The organism is Microcoleus asticus IPMA8 (assembly GCF_013179805.1).
Taxonomy (GTDB): domain Bacteria; phylum Cyanobacteriota; class Cyanobacteriia; order Cyanobacteriales; family Microcoleaceae; genus Microcoleus; species Microcoleus asticus.
Genome location: NZ_SRRZ01000062.1, coordinates 28,378 through 43,036, shown reverse-complemented (window position 1 = coordinate 43,036; position 14,659 = coordinate 28,378). Strand labels below are relative to the sequence as shown.

The window sequence follows — 14,659 nt, the reverse complement described above, 5'->3', positions numbered from 1 at the left end:
TCAAAAAACTAGCGAAGTTAGAGCGGCGGATTGAATTTTCTAAAGTTATGTCATTTTCTTCTTAACAAAAATAGTTTTCTGCACCACTAAGGATGATTGCTACTACTTCAAGTCTAGCCGAACAGAGAAGACTGCTAGAAAACATTAGCTGGCAAACCTTTGAAAGCTTGCTCAAAGAAATAGGCGATAAGCGAGGTTATCGCATAGCTTACGATGAGGGTATGCTAGAAATCATGACTCCTTCATACCTTCATGAAATTTATAAACTTCACTTTCATCGTTTCATTTTCATTTTAGCAGAACAACTAGACATTGAAATTAAAAGTGCGGGTTCAACTACTCTCAAACTCAAAAATGCCAAAAAAGGCATAGAACCAGATAACTGTTATTATATCCAAAATGAAGCAGCAGTTAGAGGCAGGCAAGAACTAGATTTAGAAACTGCCCCACCGCCAGACTTAGCAATTGAAATAGATATTACCAGCAGTTCAGTTGATAAGTTTGCCATTTACTCCGCACTTCACGTCCCGGAACTCTGGCTATATAACGGGCGAGTTTTGAAATTTTATCAGTTGGTAGAAACTGAATATATTGAGCGCGACTTTAGTATTGCTTTTCCCTTTGTATCAGCAGCGGAAATGGCTGGGTTTTTCACTCGCACTCAAACGATGGGGGAAATGGCTTTGCTAAAATCCTTTAGAACTTGGGTTAAGGAGAAAATATAAAAATGGTTTCACATCATGAAAAAATTACTAACTACTACAATTGTTTTTCTCTCCACTGCAATTCCTTGTTTTGCTATGACTCCCTCAGAGCTAGCAATATTTGCGACTAACTATAAATACAATGAGAAGGCTCCGGTAGCTTATTCTTATTATAACAAAGATTGTCAAACGAATGTCTCTGTTTTTTTGGTAAAAACCATGGATTTAGGCAATGGAAGAATCGGAGGAATTACCAATCAATTTCTGTGCTGGGGAGCCACCTACACTTATTTTGAAATGGCTCGCGGTAACTTGCAATCTATTCGAGCCTTTGTGGCAATAGGTGCAGGCAGATCCACTCGCTATACAAACTGGGGCCCAGTTGCCAATCCAGGGGATGATTTAACTCCCAATCAGTTGACATCTGTGGCAAAAACGATGATAGCAAATACAAAATGATTTGTATTTAAAACTCCGTAATTTCAGGATGAACAAACTGATAACCAGCCGCCTTAATCTTTAGATTCGACACCCTCGCATTATAAGGCCGCACGCTAGGACTTCCATCCCAAGAAACTTTAGGCAAATTGTGAGCTTCAAAAATGCGATCGAGCAATTCACCACTAGATAGCGATACATCGCCAACTAAATTATAAATTCCCTGCAATCGATTTTCCAAAGCAAATGTTAACCCCCCAACAACATCATCACGATGCACCCAATTAGTAGCATCTTCTCCCCTACCAGGACGAGTGTTCCCAGCCGAACGTCCAAAGATTTTAACTAATTCTCGCCCCGGCCCATAAATTCCTCCCAAACGGAGAATGCAGACGTGAAGATTGGGACTAGATGCTGCTAATAAAATCCGTTCCGTTTCTGCTAGAATTTCACTGTTTGGATTAGCCGGCGCAACGGGTGAATCTTCATTTACCAATTCACCTTGGCGATCGCCATACACAGAATAAGTACCCGTATAAATAACCTGTTTTACTGTCGGTATCTGCTGTAAAACCGATACTAAAGTTGTCGCAGTCTCTAAATAACTCTCCCGATAAGCCTGAGAATTTGGAGCACCTACGCACAGCATAACAGCATCTTGTTCTTGCAATACAGCCGTCATTGCCTCTTTGTCATTTCCTTTGATCACGGCTACCCGCTGCGCGACACCCTCCAATTCAACTACTCGCGTCGCCGTCGTAGTTGTCGCCGTCACAGTACAATCAGATTTGCCGCGTAAATGTTTGGCTGTCGCAGTACCCACATAGCCGCAGCCGACGATCGCAACTTTCATAAAAAATTCTCCATTGTGTCATCCTCTCTAAAATTATTGCCGGTTTTTGCAGCCCTTGAATGCGAGTGCCGAAATCATTTCGATCTGAGTTTTGTGGTAAAATGCAAAGCGTCGTTATCAATCGGGGTAGCATCATGTCCGAGAGAGATATTTTTGCCACATCCTCAGAAAGCGAACTTTTAGCTTTTTATGGTTCTTTGTTTGCGATCGCAGCCGCCGATGGTTCCGTTGATATTGACGAACTAGATTTGTTGTTTAAAACCATAAATTTAGACAAGTTTTCTGACTCGGCAAAGACTCAAATCCAATCCTACACAGCCACTCCCCCTTCACTCAGCGACTGTTTGCAAACACTCAGCCACTCAGAAGAACCGCTGCGTTTGGGAGTCATGTATTTTTTAATCAACATTGCTGGGGCAAATAAGACGCTGCATCCCGGAGAAAGCGAGGCGATCCAATCCGCAAAAAAACTGCTGGCGGTTTCCGACTTGCAAATCCAAGCCATGCAGGAATTCATCGCAGACATGAAACAAATACGGGAGGGCGCGCCTAATAAAAATCAGGCATCAGCATCTTTCAATTCTGCTGTTTCCCAGCTCAAAAATAAGGGCATCCCTCTCGATTTAATAGACCCAAAAAGAACCACGACCAACCTCAGTGATTCTAATATGAAATACTCCGATGAAAGTTTTTGGGTTAAACTTAAAAATTTTGCTTTAACCGCAGGAAGAGAAGTAGTTGAAAAAGCTTTGATTCTCTACTATACGGCTCAGAACCCAAACGTGCCTGCTTGGGCAAAAGGAGTTGTAGTTGGAGCTCTGACTTATTTTATATCTCCTGTCGATGCGATTCCAGATTTATTAGTCGGCATCGGATTTACCGACGATTTGGGAGTTTTGCTGGCAGCAATAGCTACTGTTTCAGTCTACATTAATGCTGATACTAAAGAACAAGCCCAACACAAAATGAAAGATTGGTTTGGCTAATAATATTATGTCCCGTTGCTGGTATTGTTTTTCTCTGGATCGGCATAATACGATCTGAATAATATAGCACTTTTAAATCGGAAAAAAGGCACGACACGGCAGTGCCGTGTCCCTACCCAATATCTGTAATTCACCCAACTGAAAACTTGATTATTGTGGATTTTCAGTCTTTAATGGGCTTGCCATCTCGATTGACAATACGGCTTTCACCGTCCTTAGCCGTGACATTTTCATAAACCCCTTCATCCCGCTTCACGTACTTGCTGAAACCCGAATTTTTATAATCGGTGTCGGATGTCGGCTTCATCAACCTCGGAGCGCTCAGCAGCCGGCGTACCGGAGCATCTGCGGGAGTCTCCCCGGGTTCGCACTTAGCCAACTCGCACAGTTGACCCCAAGTCGAAACTTCCAGGTTCATGCTGTGCGAAACTTCTAACTTCTGGTTGTTTTTGGGACAAAAATAATCGTATACAGGCATACTAAGAATCTCGTTTGCAACTACTAAAATTACTAATTGCACGGTAATTGAGAATATTATAGCTCAACATTACTAAAAATTCCAGCTAAAAAATCAAACTTTACTATTTTTAACGGTTGTTAAAACCTTAAATCAGCTATATTATTAACCCTGTGTGCTTGCTCCCGGATGCGATCGAGACAAAGCCCAAAAGTACCCTGAAATCCTCTGACTCCATCTAACGATCGCACGATCGACGGCTAGCAAATGCCCGCAAGACTTCCGTGAATGCCGTCAAAGGATCGATCGTCATTTTCAGACTGTACGCAAATCACAGATTCTAAGTTTCAATTTTATTTATTTACTCACCAGCGAGGATTTACCGATGAGCGATTTCAAAGTTACGCCAGAAGTAGAGCTGAACACAGCTCAAATGTTGGAGCGATACCAACTGCAAGATGAGACAAATCTGCGGCGTTGGGCCAAACTGCACGGCATCAACAGCACTCGCGGTTTCTTCTATCCCAGCGAAGTAGATTTGATGGATCACGCTCACCACCATATTTACAATTTGGGAATGAGCATTGCTGACTACCAAAGTCTTTTAGACCGGCGCCGCACCAATTCCAAGACATCAGGCGACCAAAATAAAACAGTAGCAAGTCAAGTTGCTGACGAAGCATACGATGCGATAGAAACCCTGACCGAGCAGTATGCTGAAGCTATTGATTTAATGGGAGAACGTATAGCAGACCATTTCATAGATGAACTCGATTTATCTGTGATGCGGCACCTTTCTAAAAAAGTACAAGACCGCCGCACTCTCAACGGTCAAACTAAAAAGCCTAACCGTTTTCTCCAAGTGATTAAAGCCGTGTTGCAACCTAGCAGCGAAAATACGCTTTTGGTTCCCAAAAAAGAGGATGACTCTAGTTTAGAATTAGAACAGCATCATCGGCTCGGTTAGTAGCCGATTGTTTTGAAAGACTAAGAAACTTTTTGTCAAAATTACTGGTCAAAATTACTGAAAAGCCTGCCCGAACCCTCCCCTTGTCAAGGGGAGGGAGCAAGAGTCAATCGATTTTAGATTTTAGATTTTAGATTTTAGATTAAAGAATTGAAGCATTGACCCCACAGATAAATTGGGGGGGCAAGTTTCATCGGATACAGGTTTTTTATTTCTCCGTCCTGAGTCTGCGAAGGAATGAATCCGGGGGCTTGTATCCTGGATGCTTTCGGTCACATTTTTTATATTATGAAGGGGAACTGAAGAGAATAAATTAACTTTTCCCAGAAGTCTAAATTACTTTTCAACTGATGTTGGGTTTCGCGACTGATCCCAACCTAATATAACTAGGGACAGATTGCGCGATCGCCCAAATTAGAGATAATATCTGCTGAATTGAACCTGTCAACCTCGCCCAAGGTAAAGAAATGATTAAATCCTGGATGGTAATCGGAGGCGTCGCCTTTGTAGTAGCTTTAGCCGCTAACATAATCGCGCCCAGCGACATCCAATGGTTCAACCGCTTGCAGCGTCCGAGATGGCTAGTATTTGAAAAAGCAATTCCCCTAATTTGGACAGTAATTTTTATTTGTGCCGCTTGGTCAGCAGTAATTGTTTGGGAAAAAGAACCCGGAACTCAGGAGACTTGGCTGAGAATGGGTTTGTACCTGCTTTTAGAAATAGTGACTATTTCTTACACGCCCGTTATGTGCAAATTGCGTAGCCTAAAAGTCGGCACAATAATCGGCGGAACGGGCGCTATTTTAAGCGTAATACTAGCTTTAATTGTGTTGCAAGTTTCGGAACCCGCAGCCCTGTTATTGCTGCCTTACATACTTTGGAGTCCGATCGGCACTTACACCACTTGGGCAATGATGCACCTAAATCCGGCGGATGTTTAGGCTCTGGAATTAGTCATTTTAATGGGATTGCAAGCATCGGGAAAAAGCACCGTTTTTCGGTACTATCTAGCTGCAACGCAGGTTTTAGCCAGCAAAGACTTGATGGGAATAATTGTACAGTTGCACAACTGGAAGCTTATGATATCGGTAGCCCAAGCTGCATGAACCAAGTGTGCTTGTCTATGTAACCGCGTTGAAAATGTATTTTGCCACCAACAACATGAAAGAAGCCACAGCCTTGCAGCGTAAAACTTTTGCCAGTTGGTAGGTTGCCACCAAACTCACCTAGAAAGGTGCCGCCACCACTCCACTCGACGATCGCCCACTCGCCATCCTCAAACAAATTCTCAACGTGCGTGTAATTGTCTGGAAAGGCTTGGAAGAAGCTAACAAAACTCTCAAGCAATGCCTCACGCCCATTTAGAGGAGCGCCAAAAGCAACTTGATGGTTCTCTGCATCGTCGTGATAAAGCTCGATCAGGGCGTGAGGGTCACGAGCGTTATAAGCAGAAACCCAGTCTTGGATCACTTGCTTGGGCGTTTTCATTTTTGGTTCCCTAATACAGATCACTAAAGATATTAGTTAGCAGCTTCTCACCCTCAAATTTACCGACTCGCAGGGCTGCTCGGAGGCTCGGTTTCCGGGGGTTCGGGAGGGGGAGATTCAGCATCAGGAGGATTCAGCGACTCCTCCCAAACTTCGATTTGCGATCGAGCTTGCTCAAAAGCCCGAGTCCCCGAGGGAATTTTCTTCAAAGTCGCGATCGCCCCAGCCAGATCCGACGACGACTGTTCCACACCAAGCGCCAAAATCCGCTGACTCCACTCATCAATCGCCTCACTCGCCTGCCACCGGAGCGAACTCGACTCGGGCACCTCAAGGGCCAGCGCAATAGCCGTTTGCAGAGCCTCCGCAGTCCCCGATCGGGCGGCCTGACGGGCGTTCTGCAAACCTTGCTCGCCCTGAAATTGAGCCTCCCAAGTCCGAATGTTCGATCGAGCTTCCTCATAAAGCACCCGTCCCGATCGAATCCGGCGGGCCATCTCAATTGCCCCCGCCAAATTGCCGCCCGCAGCTAGCTGCTGAGCTCTATCCAAAAACGGCTGGTCAACAAGTCGCTGTCTCCTCTCGATCCAAGCTTGAATTTTGGTTTGAGCTTCCACGTAAAGCGCCCTACCTCTAGCGATCCGAGAAGCTTGAGCAACGGCCGCTTCCAGAGCATTCGGATCGCCCGTACTCGCCAAATCGTTCGCCCTTTGCAAATACGGACTGTCTTCCAGCAGCTCGATTTGACGGCTCAAGCTGCTAATTTGACTGCGAGCTTCCTCAGAGCGGGGATTTGATTGCGGGACTGTTTGCAATTGCGCGATCGCAGCCCTCAAATCCTTGACCCCTCCCGGCGCCGCCAGCCTGCTTGCCAAATCCAAAACTTTCACATCCGCCATTTCTTGCTGCCAGCGACCGACTAAATCTTGAGCTTGTTTGTACAAAGGGCGGCCGGAATTCAAATTTTGAGCAATCTCGATCGCCTTTGAGAAACCCTCAACAGAGCCAGTCGAAGCCTGAGCAGTAGCATTCGCCAACTGGTTAAAATCCTCAACTTGTCCCCTTAAATTTGCAGCGTCGGGAATCTTGCTAGCGATCGCGGTCGCCTGCTGCCAATCGCCTGCCTGCAAGCGTTTTTGGGCGATCTCCATAATTTTCTTGCTAAATTCCGCGATCGCCTTATTGGCAGCTTGATACAAATAACTGTTTTGACCAATTCCCTCAGCCAGCTTAATCGCCGTCACCAGATTGTCGAGACCTCCCTCCGAGGCTGTATTCCGGGCTTTTACCAGCTTATTGCCCTCAGCCCGAGTCGTCTGAATTAGCTGAGTCAATTCCTCGTACTTAGCTGATTCCCAGAAAGTATTTCCCAAATCCAAAAGCAAAGTAGCTTGGCGGAAAGCCGGCGCCCACTCTTCCTTACGCAAGTGGTCTTGGGCTGTGCCGTAAATTTTCTCTGCATCGCTCCATATCGACTGCCACTTTTCAATCTGCTTTTCCACCGTCGGGTAAGCGGGAACGTCTTTAGGAACCTTGCGAGCGATCGCAATCGCCTCCTCCAGCTTTCCTTCTTGGAAACTAACATTTCCCAGCCTGACAATATCCTCTGACCACCGATCGATTTGACCGTTAATTCTCGGCCGCAGCGGATGGTCTTGTGGCAAAGCATTCACTAATTCGATCGCTAACAGCAAATCATCCGCCGTCCGCTTGCTTGCTGCTTCTTGAGCGCAAAAAAAGCGATCGTTAGCAGAAGCCGTCGGCCAAAAAATCTTTGAGCAATTCGACTGCGAGGTCAGGTTGAGCAAAGACGCAAGTGCCACAAATCCCATACCCACCGACACGATCGAACTCACAGCCAGCCAAAACTGCCACTTATTCGACCACCTCCGCCACAACTGATTGGGTTCCCCCAGCGGCTGCGAGTTTTCCCCAGACAAATTCGGCGGTAGTTCCAAATGCCCTCCCGGCAGTTTTCCCGAAGTAACCAACTCTCGGAGCTCTTTAAGTCGTTCAGCCCGGTTTTTCCTTGCTGGTACCCGCACCAGCGACGAAGAATCCTTTGTTGATTCCAAGGATTCTGATGCAGACCAACGGCCTGGTGTTTTGCGCTCTTGACTCATATCCTCACCACAAACAACAACCAGCCTGTCTTAATTATTTCAAAACAGCGATCGCTGCTATTGACTGCTCTATAGAATGTATTCATCACTTTTCAATACTCGTGCAGGCGAAAGACTACAAGAGGCGATCGCCAAACCGCAAAAATCAAAATTTTGTGATTAGGTAATTGATAAGGGGTAATTGGCAATTGGTCAAGGCCTTTATCCCTAACTCGCACTCATGATTGCCAATTACCAATTATTATCTCAAGAACCGGAGTTCGATCGCAAATCGCCAATCAGTTCCGCAAGCTGATCGCTGCTAGCTTGGTAAACCTCGTTGCAGAAATGGCACGTAGCCTCAGCCCCACCATCTTTTTCAATCATGTCTTGCAGTTCCGCTTCGCCCAACATTTTCAAAGCTCCCAAAACTCGATCGAACGAACAGCCACAGTGAAAGCGCACCATTTGAGTTTCCGGGAAAATTTCCAGGCCCATATCTCCCAATAACTCTTCAAGAATCTCGTGCAGCGTTTTGCCCGATCGCAGCAGCGGCGTAAAGCCCGACAGTGCAGCAACTCTAGATTCTAAAGTTTGCACCAGTTTTTCGTCCGTTGCCGCCTTCGGCAGAACCTGCAACAGCACACCCCCAGACGCTTGTACCCCGTCCGCCCCCACAAACACCCCCAAAACCAGAGCCGAAGGCGTCTGCTCCGAGGTTGCCAAATAGTGAGTCAGATCGTCGCCTATTTCGCCGGAAACCAATTCTACCGTACTTGAGTAAGGGAAGCCGTATCCAACGTCCCGCACCACGTACAAATAACCGTCACCTATTGCCCCGCCGACATCGAGTTTGCCTTTAGCATTGGGCGGCAATTCCACTCCGGGATTGTCCACATAACCTCGAACCGTTCCATCCAGTCCCGCATCAATCAGAAGTCCGCCCAGCGGCCCATCTCCTTTGATGCGAATATTGACTCTCGATTCGGGTCGCTTCATGCTGGAGGCGAGTAACAGCCCCGCCGACATCGTGCGGCCGAGGGCGGCTGTAGCCACGTAGGAGAGCTTGTGCCTCCGTCTTGCTTCTTCGGTGAGGCGGGTGGAAATGACGCCTACAGCGCGAATTCCGCCTTCTGCGGCTGTAGCGCGAATTAATTGATCGGCCATGAAAAACCTTGCTTTGTCTTTTGATACCTTCTTGAACTATTTTAGAAGTTCTTGAAAATTGTGGCAGCAGATAGCAGCAGTTGACTCGGCGGGCCTGGAAGTGCGATCGAACTTCAGAACTCGCCTCTGTTTTCTCTTTAACCTCGTTCAACTGACTATTTCTTAACTAATATTCTGCGGACTTTTTTAATTTAAATATTTATTTAATCTGCCCCGAATAACGAGTGCAATTTTTTATACACAAGTCAGCTTTTCCTCAATCATTTTATAACAACTAACAACTAATGATTAAAGCTTATCTTGCCGCTAACCAGACGATTACCAAACCTTTACCTTTGTCGGCTAGAGTGAGCAATGTAGGTTTCAGACCAATGTTTTTTAGCTGGAAATAAGGGATATGCCACCAACATCCAAAGCACTTTTAGCGGAAATCCAGCATGACAGCGGAGCGACTCGGAACTTGCATTTTTATGCCAAGGGCGAAACCATTCCTATGATGTCGCAAGGTATATGGCGAGTTTGTCAAGGTTTAGTACAACTGAGTACCCTTTATCCAACTGGAGAAGAAGGACTTTTGGGTTGGGTTGGGCCTTCGATGTGCTTCGGTTTGTGGTTGACAAACTTGCAGACTTACCGAGCTACGGCGACATCAGATGTTTATTTGATGTGGTATTCTATGGTGGAAATCGAAGCTTCTCCTCAATTGTCTCACGAGTTGCTGCCTCAAATGGTACGGCGGCTGCGGCAAATGGAAGCAATTTTAGCGATCGCCGGACAGCGGCGAGTAGATGACCGTTTGTATCAGCTACTGCTATTATTGCAACAGGACTTCGGTCAGCCTGTAGTTGAAGGCACTCGCTTGACTATCCGCTTGACACATCAAGATATTGCTAATGCGATTTGCACGACGCGAGTAACAGTAACTCGAATGCTGGGAAAATTGCAGCAGCAAGGGTTAATCAGTCGAGATGCCGATCGGCATTTAATACTTAACAAAGATGTTTTTGCCACATCGTCTGATTTGTTTGGCTGCAACCCTCAAGCAGTGTAGCAAGCGCAGAAAAAAATCTTATTCTGCTTCGCCAATCAGCGTAAACGCCCCCCAATCTTGAGGATTTGGGTGCATCTTCATTGTAATCAGCATTGCTTGCCGCAAAGCTTGAGCTTTATTCGGGTTTTGCTGTAACTGGCGATAGAATCCTGCCATTAATTCCGCTGTCGAATCATCTGGTACTGACCACAGTGAAACCAGAATACTAGGAACTCCAGCACTAATTAAAGCACGAGACAACCCAACCACGCCATCACCTGTGAGTTTTCCTCTGCCAGTATTGCAAGCACTTAATACCACTAATTCAGCATTTAATTTTAAATCCAAAATTTCGCTCGAAGTCAGCAATCCGTCATCATTTCCTGATGGAGCTAGGGCGATCGCTCCCGGTAAATCTCGGCTCTTCACTTCATTGAGTAATCCGTGAGTTGCCAGATGAATAATCCGGGCTTTTAGCATCTGTTGAGTAATCGATGCTTTAGTCGCTTGAGAGCCTGTAATCGGTTTAGTATTCAGAAGTTGGGCAATTGTAATTGCTTCCCGTTCGCTGCCCGGTAAGGGATCTAATTGGCGCGGCGGGGTGCCTATTTTGGGCATAATTGGATTGCCCACGACGAGGTTATTTGGGAGAGAAAGTTGTCGGTTTTTTTGCCGTGAGTGGCGGGTGAACTGCAAAATTTGAATGGCGGGAGCAGTGAGGATGGTATGTTTTTCAATCAAATATTGACCTGTCGGATCTTGTAAAGCGACAAAGGGAACTAAAAACAGGGATTGATGGGGAATGAAGATGACAGGAGCATTCGGGTCAGTAGGTAAAATATCGGCAATGGGTTGAATGAGTAGTTGATAACTTTGCTGTAATTTGGGGTAGATTATCCGAGAATTAGCAGTGGTAGAAGCAGGGGAATTAGCTGTTTGTGTATTGGCAGTGTCCCCCAATACACCGAGAGCATCGCGAGTGCCGCGAATCATCTCAGCTAAGGCGGTATCTTGCTCGTTTAATCCTCTCCTCCCGGTAGCTGCAGATACTCTTGTCTCTTCGCTGGCTTCGGGTAGATTGATGTCGAGAGATTTGAGGTCAACCCAGCGAAAGGTAATTTCACCAGTCGGCTTGATGACCCAAATATAGAGGGCTTCATTCCTAATAATGGAATACTCGACGAGGGTAGCGTTTTGCTCTTTAGCGATTTGTTGAATTTGCTGGATATTGGGGGGGTTGATAGTAGTTGGGACAGATGCAGATGGGGCTTGGCGAGATGCCAATAACTCCACAAAAGCTCGGGCCCTACCCCGTTCGGCAATTTCTAAAGCGTCATTAGTTTTTTTCTGAGCAATGAAGACTTCTTGTAAAGTGAGGTAGGGGTTAGTTTGAGTTTCAAAGATTGACACTTTATTGACATCGCCTAATCCAGCACGGAGAGATTCCGAAACTTTAATACTATCAAGTAGGGTTTTCTCTGCTGCTGGGAGATTGCCAGATTTGGAGAGAGCGAATCCTAGATTGTTGAGAGCCGTCTCCTCGCTTTGGCGGTCTTTAATTTCTCGGGCGATCGCCAACCACTGCTGAGCGTAGTCGATCGCTTTGGCGTAGTCGCCGAGGGAAAGGTAAGCAATTCCCAGACTTCCGAGAGCTTTCCCCTCGCTTTCGCGGTCTTTAATTTCTCGGGCGATCGCCAACGACTGCTGTTGGTACTCGATAGCTTTGGCGTAGTCGCCGAGGGAAAAGTAAGCAATTCCCAGAATTCCCAGAGCAGCCCCCTCGCTTTGGCGGTCTTTAATTTCTCGGGCGATCGCCAACTGCTGCTGAGCGTACTCGATGGCTTTGGCGTAGTCGCCGAGGTTACGGTAAGCATTTCCCAGATTTCCCAGAGCTGTCCCTTCGCTTTCGCGGTCTTTAATTTCTCGGGCGATCGCCAACGAATGCTGAGCGTACTCGATCGCTTTGGCGTAGTCGCCGAGGGAATCGTAAGCAATTCCCAGACTTCCCAGAGCCCACCCTTCGCCTTGGCGGTCTTTAATTTCTAGATAAATTATTAGTGCCTGTTGCCAAGACTGCAATGCAGCTTGAAATTGACTAATATCATACTGCTGAATCCCTTCCTTTAACAGTCGGTCTGCTTCGGCTTGCTGAGCTTGGGTTTGAGCCAAGGCCTGAGAATTGATGATTTTAAATTGAGAATTAGGGATAAACCGAAACTCGCCTACAGTCAGCCCCGCTAAGATTGAGATCAGTGCCGACAATCCAATTTTTTGCAGTTTCATAACTTTTGACAGGCCTTTGGTTTGAGCATCCGCTTGACACATCAAGATATTGCTAATGCGATTTGCACGAAGCGGTTCTGTTGACTGTTGACTGTTGACCGCAAGATAGCGACCTCTAACTGGAAGGAAGAGGATTGGACTAATAAATAGTCTTCTTTTAATTTCTCCCGATCGGGCTTGGGGCTTTAAACCAATTCTTTCTGGTAACAGTAACGCGAATGCTGGGAAAATTGCAGCAGCAAGGGTTAATCGTTCGAGCTCGCCATCTCGGCATTTAATTCTTAACAAAGGTGTTTTTGCGTCCGCCTCCGATTTGTTTGGCTGCAACCCTCCAGCAGTATAGCAAGCGACAGCCATTTGCATCTACATAATGCTGTCTAATATTAAAGCCCAAATCGAATTGTCTGTCTTGATTTTCCTCCCCCTATCTACAGCAATACATTTGTAGCCGGAAAAGATATCATTAAGGGGTGCATCTATTTAGGAAAAAACTCAATGGCTAACTCAACTCCAGAAACACCGCAACCCGACAAAAAAGAATTAGCTAACATCACAGCTAAACCTCAAGAACAACAAGAAGAACCGCCAAATAAGGGTGACGGGCGGAAATAGTCGATCGACATTCATCTGTGACGGTATAAATCTCGAATTGCCTTAAGATCGCCGACTTCTTTTTTTCTCAAAATCAGTATTCTTCCCTACAATACCGGTTCCTATAAATTGGTATTCTGCCAGTAGTTTTTAAGTAATAAACAAACCCGATTTTTGCCAAAAACCGGGTTTGTTTGCTATTGACAAATTATTCGGTTTGTGCAGTGCCGTTGTTCGATCGCAACTTCGGCTTTCCAGACTTTCCACGGAGGCCGTTTAAAGAAACCACATCAGCCTCAGAACTCTCCCTAGCCACCCGAATTAGCAACCCCGACAACAACAAACTCGCCAACATCGAAGAACCCCCGTAACTAAAAAACGGCAGCGGCAAACCCGTAGTCGGCAAAACCCCCGTCGCCACCCCAATATTCAGCAGCGACTGTCCCACCATCACCACCATCACCCCAATCGCCACCAACTGAGACTCAATATTTCGAGCCTTCATCGCTACCCTCAAAGCCACAGTAGAGTAAGCCGCTAACATCAGCAACAGCGAGAAACCTCCCACCAAACCAAACTCCTCAGCAAACACAGCAAAAATAAAATCGCTGTACTGAATCGGCAAATAAAATAACTTTTGCTGCGACATCCCCAAACCCACACCCCAAATGCCCCCCGATCCCACAGCTAGCAGACTTTGAATCAACTGATAGCCGTCTTGCATCGGATCGGCCCAAGGATTGAGGAAAGACATAATCCGGCGGCGCTGGTATTCCCTAAAAGTAATACTTAAAACCGCCAAAAGCATTCCCCCGATAGCTGTTGCGCCCAACTGCAAGTAAGGTAAGCCAGCCGCTAAAGCCACCAACCACAAAGTCATCCCGCACAAAGCCGTGGTGCTCAAATTCGGCTGCAACAAGATTCCCAACAGCATTGCACCGAAAATTAACAGCCAAGTTAAGCGAACTTTATTTGTCAACCGGGGCCAGTTGCCGAAAATGCGGGCGCTTTGGAGAACAAAAAACGGCTTGATCAACTCAGAAGGTTGAATAATCGGAACCGGGCCCAGAGATATCCAGCGAGTCGCCCCGTTGATAGTGGTTCCCACTCCCGGAACTAAGGTCAACCAGAGCAATCCCAACAGCAACAGGACGCCTAACTGAGCTGTTTTTAGCAGGTAGCGCAGGGGGGAGTACACCATCAAGTTAAAACCTGCAAGTCCGATCGCCACTGCGATTAGCTGTCGTTTAAAATAATAAAGGCCGTCTCCAAATTCATAATTGGCGATGGGATAGGAAGCCGAAAACAATGCTGTCAGCCCGACAAACAGCCACAGAAAAGTCAGCCACCTCAGCCAGCGGGCCTCAGCGGCCCATTGAGACGCGCTGGGGTCAAAAAATGGAATGAAGCGTCGAATGTCATTAGCCATTAGTCATGAGTTTAAAAATTACAGCCATCAACCCGGTTTCTAGGCAAAATATTGGGTTAGCAACGAGAAATTGACGAAGAAACCGGGTTGATGACTAAAATTGCATAAGTCTTATAGTTATTAGGTAAAATCATAACAAACAAAAAAGGTAACTGCTCAGCAGA

13 protein-coding genes are annotated in these 14,659 nt (G+C 46.3%); 6 read left to right on the top strand and 7 right to left on the bottom strand.

All coding sequences use genetic code 11. The features are described 5' to 3' along the window. Window positions 1-92 precede the first annotated feature (92 nt). Together E5S67_RS17425 and E5S67_RS32520 are read left to right on the top strand one after the other, a co-directional pair. Complete coding sequence (locus E5S67_RS17425) at window positions 93-725, top strand: Uma2 family endonuclease (RefSeq protein WP_172189378.1); 633 nt, start codon at window positions 93-95, stop codon at window positions 723-725. A 15-nt stretch (window positions 726-740) separates the two neighbouring features. Beyond that, a complete protein-coding gene (locus tag E5S67_RS32520; protein ID WP_216670532.1) occupies window positions 741-1,163 on the top strand; it encodes a hypothetical protein in 423 nt (140 codons plus the stop codon). Between the two features lie 7 nt (window positions 1,164-1,170). Here E5S67_RS32520 and E5S67_RS17415 read toward each other — a convergent pair whose 3' ends face one another. After that, window positions 1,171-1,995 carry an NAD-dependent epimerase/dehydratase family protein gene (locus E5S67_RS17415; RefSeq protein ID WP_172189374.1) on the bottom strand — a complete coding sequence of 275 codons (825 nt, stop codon included), beginning with the start codon at window positions 1,993-1,995 and terminating at the stop codon, window positions 1,171-1,173. 101 nt (window positions 1,996-2,096) lie between these two features. Between E5S67_RS17415 and E5S67_RS17410 the strand changes: the two genes are divergently transcribed. Further along, complete coding sequence (locus tag E5S67_RS17410) at window positions 2,097-2,981, top strand: DUF1232 domain-containing protein (RefSeq protein WP_172189372.1); 885 nt, start codon at window positions 2,097-2,099, stop codon at window positions 2,979-2,981. 163 nt (window positions 2,982-3,144) lie between these two features. On the opposite strand, the gene E5S67_RS17405 is transcribed toward E5S67_RS17410, so the two are convergent. After that, on the bottom strand, window positions 3,145-3,459 hold the full coding sequence (locus E5S67_RS17405; RefSeq protein ID WP_172189370.1) for an FmdB family zinc ribbon protein: 315 nt from the start codon (window positions 3,457-3,459) through the stop codon (window positions 3,145-3,147). A gap of 364 nt (window positions 3,460-3,823) precedes the next feature. Here E5S67_RS17405 and E5S67_RS17400 point away from each other — a divergent pair, with 364 nt between their 5' ends. Further along, window positions 3,824-4,405 carry a hypothetical protein gene (locus E5S67_RS17400; protein ID WP_172189368.1) on the top strand — a complete coding sequence of 194 codons (582 nt, stop codon included), beginning with the start codon at window positions 3,824-3,826 and terminating at the stop codon, window positions 4,403-4,405. A gap of 467 nt (window positions 4,406-4,872) precedes the next feature. Continuing rightward, on the top strand, window positions 4,873-5,346 hold the full coding sequence (locus E5S67_RS17395; RefSeq protein ID WP_172189366.1) for a TspO/MBR family protein: 474 nt from the start codon (window positions 4,873-4,875) through the stop codon (window positions 5,344-5,346). Window positions 5,347-5,482: 136 nt separating this feature from the next. Here E5S67_RS17395 and E5S67_RS17390 read toward each other — a convergent pair whose 3' ends face one another. The 3 genes from E5S67_RS17390 to hslO form a co-directional block, all read right to left on the bottom strand. Then, window positions 5,483-5,893, bottom strand: a complete 411-nt coding sequence (locus tag E5S67_RS17390) for an ester cyclase (protein WP_172189364.1) — start codon at window positions 5,891-5,893, stop codon at window positions 5,483-5,485. Between the two features lie 59 nt (window positions 5,894-5,952). Beyond that, window positions 5,953-8,016: a hypothetical protein gene (locus tag E5S67_RS17385; protein ID WP_172189362.1), complete on the bottom strand. Its 2,064-nt coding sequence runs from the start codon at window positions 8,014-8,016 to the stop codon at window positions 5,953-5,955. Window positions 8,017-8,262: 246 nt separating this feature from the next. Beyond that, window positions 8,263-9,162, bottom strand: coding sequence for an Hsp33 family molecular chaperone HslO (gene hslO / locus E5S67_RS17380; RefSeq protein ID WP_172189360.1), 900 nt, complete (start codon window positions 9,160-9,162; stop codon window positions 8,263-8,265). A 397-nt stretch (window positions 9,163-9,559) separates the two neighbouring features. Here hslO and E5S67_RS17375 point away from each other — a divergent pair, with 397 nt between their 5' ends. Beyond that, window positions 9,560-10,213 (top strand): Crp/Fnr family transcriptional regulator, encoded by a 654-nt coding sequence (locus tag E5S67_RS17375; RefSeq protein ID WP_172189358.1) that lies wholly within the window; start codon window positions 9,560-9,562, stop codon window positions 10,211-10,213. A gap of 18 nt (window positions 10,214-10,231) precedes the next feature. Here E5S67_RS17375 and E5S67_RS17370 read toward each other — a convergent pair whose 3' ends face one another. Both E5S67_RS17370 and E5S67_RS17360 read right to left on the bottom strand, forming a co-directional pair. Then, a complete protein-coding gene (locus E5S67_RS17370) occupies window positions 10,232-12,832 on the bottom strand; it encodes a CHAT domain-containing protein (protein WP_425487377.1) in 2,601 nt (866 codons plus the stop codon). Window positions 12,833-13,274: 442 nt separating this feature from the next. Then, a complete protein-coding gene (locus tag E5S67_RS17360) occupies window positions 13,275-14,495 on the bottom strand; it encodes an FtsW/RodA/SpoVE family cell cycle protein (protein WP_172189356.1) in 1,221 nt (406 codons plus the stop codon). Window positions 14,496-14,659 lie beyond the last annotated feature (164 nt).

Coding starts and splice junctions, on each gene's coding strand:
- E5S67_RS17410 (WP_172189372.1), top strand. CDS start 2,097: ATGCAAAGCGTCGTTATCAATCGGGGTAGCATCATGTCCGAGAGAGAT.
- E5S67_RS17360 (WP_172189356.1), bottom strand. CDS start 14,495: ATGGCTAATGACATTCGACGCTTCATTCCATTTTTTGACCCCAGCGCG.
- E5S67_RS17400 (WP_172189368.1), top strand. CDS start 3,824: ATGAGCGATTTCAAAGTTACGCCAGAAGTAGAGCTGAACACAGCTCAA.
- E5S67_RS17370 (WP_425487377.1), bottom strand. CDS start 12,832: ATGGCTGTCGCTTGCTATACTGCTGGAGGGTTGCAGCCAAACAAATCG.
- E5S67_RS17405 (WP_172189370.1), bottom strand. CDS start 3,459: ATGCCTGTATACGATTATTTTTGTCCCAAAAACAACCAGAAGTTAGAA.
- E5S67_RS32520 (WP_216670532.1), top strand. CDS start 741: ATGAAAAAATTACTAACTACTACAATTGTTTTTCTCTCCACTGCAATT.
- E5S67_RS17415 (WP_172189374.1), bottom strand. CDS start 1,995: ATGAAAGTTGCGATCGTCGGCTGCGGCTATGTGGGTACTGCGACAGCC.
- hslO (WP_172189360.1), bottom strand. CDS start 9,162: ATGGCCGATCAATTAATTCGCGCTACAGCCGCAGAAGGCGGAATTCGC.
- E5S67_RS17425 (WP_172189378.1), top strand. CDS start 93: ATGATTGCTACTACTTCAAGTCTAGCCGAACAGAGAAGACTGCTAGAA.
- E5S67_RS17390 (WP_172189364.1), bottom strand. CDS start 5,893: ATGAAAACGCCCAAGCAAGTGATCCAAGACTGGGTTTCTGCTTATAAC.
- E5S67_RS17395 (WP_172189366.1), top strand. CDS start 4,873: ATGATTAAATCCTGGATGGTAATCGGAGGCGTCGCCTTTGTAGTAGCT.
- E5S67_RS17375 (WP_172189358.1), top strand. CDS start 9,560: ATGCCACCAACATCCAAAGCACTTTTAGCGGAAATCCAGCATGACAGC.
- E5S67_RS17385 (WP_172189362.1), bottom strand. CDS start 8,016: ATGAGTCAAGAGCGCAAAACACCAGGCCGTTGGTCTGCATCAGAATCC.